At 70.7% G+C, this 5,473-nt stretch carries 5 protein-coding genes; 3 read left to right on the top strand and 2 right to left on the bottom strand.

Annotation, left to right across the window (positions count from 1 at the left end; all coding sequences use genetic code 11):
• The first annotated feature begins 198 nt into the window (after positions 1-198).
• Positions 199-1,170 carry an aldo/keto reductase gene (locus HUN59_RS19160; RefSeq protein WP_174779290.1) on the top strand — a complete coding sequence of 324 codons (972 nt, stop codon included), beginning with the start codon at positions 199-201 and terminating at the stop codon, positions 1,168-1,170.
• A gap of 196 nt (positions 1,171-1,366) precedes the next feature.
• On the opposite strand, the gene HUN59_RS19155 is transcribed toward HUN59_RS19160, so the two are convergent.
• A complete protein-coding gene (locus tag HUN59_RS19155) occupies positions 1,367-2,641 on the bottom strand; it encodes an ammonium transporter (protein ID WP_058743398.1) in 1,275 nt (424 codons plus the stop codon).
• 266 nt (positions 2,642-2,907) lie between these two features.
• Positions 2,908-3,858 carry a cell division protein ZapE gene (zapE, locus tag HUN59_RS19150; protein ID WP_174779467.1) on the bottom strand — a complete coding sequence of 317 codons (951 nt, stop codon included), beginning with the start codon at positions 3,856-3,858 and terminating at the stop codon, positions 2,908-2,910.
• A 190-nt stretch (positions 3,859-4,048) separates the two neighbouring features.
• Between zapE and HUN59_RS19145 the strand changes: the two genes are divergently transcribed.
• Together HUN59_RS19145 and HUN59_RS19140 are read left to right on the top strand one after the other, a co-directional pair.
• Entirely contained in the window at positions 4,049-4,954 is a 906-nt protein-coding gene (locus tag HUN59_RS19145; RefSeq protein ID WP_114851044.1) for a sulfurtransferase, read from the top strand.
• Positions 4,951-5,403, top strand: coding sequence for a SufE family protein (locus HUN59_RS19140; protein ID WP_141861374.1), 453 nt, complete (start codon positions 4,951-4,953; stop codon positions 5,401-5,403). Before HUN59_RS19145 ends, HUN59_RS19140 begins: the two co-directional genes overlap by 4 nt.
• The last annotated feature ends 70 nt before the right edge of the window (positions 5,404-5,473 follow it).

Raw genomic sequence — 5,473 nt, 5'->3', positions numbered from 1 at the left:
CGAAGTTCATGGTGCCGAGCACCGCTCGCGACACCGACAGCCCTGTCCGTCCGAGGTGTGTGTAGTCCATGGGTCCGGTCTACGCGCGGTGCGCTGGGCGCACCGCGTCCACCTGGTCGGCGGCATCTTCGGCACGCCCGCCGTGACCGGTACCGGCAGGGCCTGGTGCGCCCAGCGCACCGCGCGTAGACCGGACCCATGGACTACACACACCTCGGACGGACAGGGCTGTCGGTGTCGCGAGCGGTGCTCGGCACCATGAACTTCGGACCGGAGACCAGCGAGGACGACTCGCACGCGATCATGGACCGGGCGCACGAGCTCGGCGTGAACTTCTTCGACACGGCCAACGGCTACGGCGGCTCGGTGGGCAAGGGTGCCACCGAGGAGATCATCGGCCGCTGGTTCGCGAAGGGCGGTGGCCGCCGCGAGAAGACGGTCCTCGCGACGAAGGTCTACGGCGAGATGATCGACTGGCCGAACGGCGGCAAGCTGTCGGCGTACAACATCCGGCAGTCCCTCGACGCGTCGCTGCGCCGGCTGCAGACCGACCACGTCGACCTGTACCAGATGCACCACGTCGACCGGGACACCCCGTGGGACGAGATCTGGCAGGCGATGGAGCTCGCCGTCGCGCAGGGCAAGGTGCTCTACGTCGGTTCCTCGAACTTCGCGGGGTGGCACATCGCCCAGGCCCAGGAAGCCGCGCGGCACCGCAACTTCCTCGGGCTCGTCAGTGAGCAGTCGATCTACAACCTCGTCGTCCGCGACGTCGAGCGCGAGGTCCTCCCGGCCGCCCGGCACTACGGCCTCGGGCTCATCCCGTGGTCCCCGCTGCAGGGCGGGCTGCTCGGCGGCATCATCGAGAAGACCGAACAGGGTTCCCGTCGGCTGAGCGGCCGCAGCGCCGAGTACGTCGAGGGACACCGCGACCAGCTGTCGGCCTACGAGTCGTTCGCGAAGGAGCTCGGGCACACCCCGGGTGAGCTCGCCCTCGCGTGGCTGCTGCACCAGCCGGGCGTCACCGCCCCGATCACCGGCCCGCGCACGATGGAGCAGTGGGAGTCTGCCGTCCGCGCGACCGACATCCGCCTCGACGACGCGGCGCTGGCGCGGCTCGACGAGCTGTTCCCGGGGCACAAGACCTCACCGGAGGACTTCGCCTGGTGACGTGACCCGGCGGCGCACCACGCGCCGTGGTCGCGAGCACGGTACGGAGGCGCGGTGCGGGTCNGACCCGCACCGCGCCTCCCGTCCGTCACCCGCCCGCGACCCCGCGCGCTCCCGCCAGCCGCCCGCCCCGAGAACGACGACGGGCCCCACGCCTGCTGTGTGCGCGGGGCCCGTCGTGCGGGAGGTGCGGTGTCTAGCGGACCGACACCGGGGTCTTGTCCGACTCCTCGTAGAGGACGTAGCCCTCTTCGCCGTGGACGGCGGTGTCGATGCCGGCGACCTCGTCCTCGGTCTTGACGCGGAAGCCGATGGTCTTCTCGATGGCGAACCCGATCACGAAGGCCAGGACGAACGAGTACAGGCCGACGGCGAGGGCGGCGACCGCCTGCTTGCCGAGCTGCTCGAACGAGCCCGAGTAGATCAGGCCGGTCGTGTTGGCGAAGATGCCCAGGTAGAGCGTGCCGAAGATGCCGCCGACCAGGTGGACGCCCACGACGTCGAGCGAGTCGTCGAAGCCGAGCTTGTACTTGAGGTCGATCGCGAAGCAGCAGACCACACCGGCGAGGAAGCCGAGCAGGATGCCCCAGCCGGGGGTGAGGGCGGCGCAGGCCGGGGTGATCGCGACGAGACCGGCGACGGCACCCGATGCGGCACCGACCGACGTGGCCTTGCCGTCCTTGAGCTTCTCGATGAGCAGCCAGCCGAGGATCGCGGCGGCCGGGGCGGCGAGGGTGTTGACCCAGGCGAGCGAGGCGATGCCGTCGGCGGCACCCTCGGACCCGGCGTTGAAGCCGAACCAGCCGAACCACAGGATGGCGGCACCGAGGAGGACGAAGGGCGGGTTGTGCGGCTTGTGCGCACCCTTGGCGAAGCCGACACGCTTGCCGAGGACGAGCGCCAGGGCAAGACCTGCAGCACCGGCGTTGATGTGCACCGCGGTCCCACCGGCGAAGTCGATGACGCCCCAGGTGGCGAACATGCCCGAGGTCAGGTTGAAGACCCACGAGGCGACCGGGAAGTACACGACCGTGACCCAGACACCGGCGAAGATCATCCACGCGCCGAACTTCGCACGGTCGGCGATCGCACCGGAGATGAGCGCGACCGTGATGATCGCGAAGGTCGCCTGGAAGCCGACGAAGGCCATCGACGGGTACGACGCGTTGATCTTCGACGCGATCGACTCCTCGAACGCCTGGCCGAGGCCGATCTGGTTCCAGTCGATGCTGAAGAAGCCGACGATGCCCGCGACGTTCGTGCCGGCGCCGTGGTTGGCGAAGGCGATCGCGTAGCCGTAGAGCACCCACAGGACGCCGACGAGGGCGATCGCCCCGAAGGACATCATCATCATGCTGATGACGGACTTGGCCTTCACCAGACCGCCGTAGAAGAAGGCCAGGCCGGGTGTCATGAACAACACCAGCGCCGCCATGATCAACACGAATGCCGTGTTGCCCTGATCAAGCATCTGTTCACCTCTCGCGAATGCAGGCGGCTCTCGGTTCCGCCTCGGGTGCTGATGAGTCTGGCGAGGCGAGGTTTCACGAGGGAGCACGAACTGTTTCGTGGGTGTAACGCGGTGGGCCGTTCTGTAAACGTCGTGTTTCGGGGAGCAGGACACCCCCCGGACGGGAGGCGCGTGGCGGCCCCGCCACGTGCCTCCCGTCCGGTGGTCCGCCGGCTCCGCCAGCCGCCCCCGTCAGGCGGCCGCGGTGGTGGTGGCCGTGGCGTCCGTCAGTCCGCGGCGCGCGACAGCGCGACCACGCGCGATGCGGCGCGCAGGTACTTCTTCCGGTACCCGCCGTCGAGCATCGCCTGCGGGTACACCTGGTCGAGCGGCGTGCCGGACGCGACGATCCGGACCTGCGCGTCGTACAGCCGGTCGACGAGCGCGACCCACCGCAGCGCGTCGGTCTGGTCGGTGAACGCCGCGACGTCGGTCAGGCCGACGGCGTCGAGTCCGTCGACCAGCGCGACGTACTTCGAGGGGTGCACCGACGCCAGGTGCGCGACGACGGACCGGAAGTCGTCGAGCGTGGTGACCCCGGTCGGCAGCGCCGCAGGGACGTCGTCGACCGTCCGGGCGTGCTCGTCGACCGCGCGGCGTCGGTAGTCGAGCCCGTCGATCCGCATGGTCTCGAAGCGATCGGACATCGCCTGGATCTCGCGCAGGAAGTCCTGCGCCGCGAACCGGCCCTCGCCGAGCGCGCCCGGCGGGGTGTTCGACGTCGCCGCGAAGCGGGTGCCGGTGTCCGCCAGCTCCTTGATGAGCCGGGTCATCACCATCGTGTCGCCGGGGTCGTCCAGCTCGAACTCGTCGATGCAGACGAGCGCGGTCCCGCGGAGCAGGTCGACCGTGCCCTGGAACCCGAGCGCACCGACGAGCGCCGTGTACTCGATGAAGGTGCCGAAGGTCTTGCGGGACGGCTCCGCGTGGTACGCCGCGGCGAGCAGGTGGGTCTTGCCGACGCCGAAGCCGCCGTCCAGGTACACACCCGAGCGCGCCGGCGCCTCGGCGGGCTTGCGGCGACCGAACAGCCCGCGCTTCGCCGGCTCCGGCCGGGTGGCGACGAAGGCCTCGACCGCGTCCCGGACCGCGGCCTGCGACGGGTACTCCGGGTCCGGCCGGTAGCTCGCGAACGACGCGTCGGCGAACTGGGGCGGCGGCACGAGCGCAGCCGCCATCTGCTGCGGTGTCACCTGCGGGTCGCGGTCGACGAGGTGTGCAGGCAAGTGTGGCCCCTCCGGGAAGCATGTCGTGCGGTGTCACGTTGCAGGTGGCGGTCGGTACGTCCGCGTACCGTTGCCCGCGGGCACCGAGGACCGATCCTAGCCTCGGCCGCCCCGTTCGTCCCGCACCCCGGAGGTACCCCCGATGACCGCACCGGTCGACCCGTCCGAGAAGTTCGCCGCCTACGCCCACCCGGAGCGCCTGGTGTCGACCGAGTGGCTCCAGGAGCAGCTCGACGCCGGGACCCCCGACCTCGTCGTCGTGGAGTCCGACGAGGACGTCCTGCTCTACGAGACGGGCCACGTCCCCGGAGCGGTGAAGATCGACTGGCACACCGACCTCAACGACCCGGTGCAGCGCGACTACGTCGACGGCGAGGCGTTCGCGCGACTCGTCGGCGGCAAGGGCATCGGCCGCGACACCACCGTCGTGATCTACGGCGACAAGAACAACTGGTGGGCCGCCTACGCCCTCTGGGTCTTCACGCTGTTCGGGCACGAGGACGTCCGCCTGCTCGACGGCGGCCGGGCGAAGTGGATCGCCGAGGACCGCGCGCTGACGACCGACCGCCCCGAGGTGACCGCGGTCGACTACCCCGTCGTCGAGCGCCACGACGAGCTGGTCCGGGCCTTTAAGGACGACGTGCTCGCGCATCTCGGCAAGCCCCTGATCGACGTGCGGAGCCCCGCCGAGTACGACGGCTCGCGCACCACCGCCCCCGACTACCCGGAAGAGGGAGCCCTGCGCGCCGGCCACGTGCCGACCGCCGTCAACATCCCCTGGGCCACCGCGGCCGCACCGGACGGCACCTTCAAGTCGCGCGAGGAGCTCGACGCGGTGTACCGCGACGGTGCCGGGATCGGCGACGCGGACGAGGTCATCGCGTACTGCCGCATCGGCGAGCGGTCGAGCCACACCTGGTTCGTGCTGCAGCACCTGCTCGGGTACGAGAACGTGCGGAACTACGACGGGTCGTGGACCGAGTGGGGCAGCGCCGTCCGCGTCCCGATCGCCGTCGGCACCGAACCGGGTACCGTTCCCTCTCGATGAGCACCGAACTCCCCCGTTCCCTCGCCGAGATCCGCGACGACTTCCTCGAGCTCTCGCAGCAGGACCGCCTCCAGCTGCTCCTCGAGTTCTCCGACGAGCTCCCCGCGCTGCCCGAGCGACTGCAGGGGCACGAGGACGAGCTCGAGCGCGTCGAGGAGTGCCAGTCCCCCGTGTTCATCACCGTCACGGTCGGGGCCGACGGCGATGCCCCGGACGTCGTCCGCATGCACGCGACCGCCCCGCGCGAGGCACCGACCACCCGCGGGTTCGCGTCGATCCTCGCGCAGGGGCTGTCCGGCCTCACCGCGTCCGAGGTCCTGGCGGTCCCGTCGGACTACCCGCTGACGATCGGGCTCAGCGAGGCGGTCAGCCCGCTGCGCATCCGCGGCATGGTGGGGATGCTCGGTCGGGTGCAGCGGCAGGTGCGGGCGGCGGTCGCCGCCGCCTGATCCGCACCTTCAAGTCGCGCGAGGAGCTCGACGCGGTGTACCGCGACGGTGCCGGGATCGGCGACGCGGA

It is taken from the genome of Curtobacterium sp. Csp2, from assembly GCF_013347165.1.
The sequence above is the reverse complement of the archived record's forward strand: the minus strand, read 5'-3'. Positions and strand labels throughout refer to the sequence as shown.

What these genes read in the sequence shown, in the direction of transcription:
- HUN59_RS19160 (WP_174779290.1), top strand. Translation starts at nt 199, where the DNA reads ATGGACTACACACACCTCGGACGGACAGGGCTGTCGGTGTCGCGAGCG.
- HUN59_RS19155 (WP_058743398.1), bottom strand. Translation starts at nt 2,641, where the DNA reads ATGCTTGATCAGGGCAACACGGCATTCGTGTTGATCATGGCGGCGCTG.
- zapE (WP_174779467.1), bottom strand. Translation starts at nt 3,858, where the DNA reads ATGGCGGCTGCGCTCGTGCCGCCGCCCCAGTTCGCCGACGCGTCGTTC.
- HUN59_RS19145 (WP_114851044.1), top strand. Translation starts at nt 4,049, where the DNA reads ATGACCGCACCGGTCGACCCGTCCGAGAAGTTCGCCGCCTACGCCCAC.
- HUN59_RS19140 (WP_141861374.1), top strand. Translation starts at nt 4,951, where the DNA reads ATGAGCACCGAACTCCCCCGTTCCCTCGCCGAGATCCGCGACGACTTC.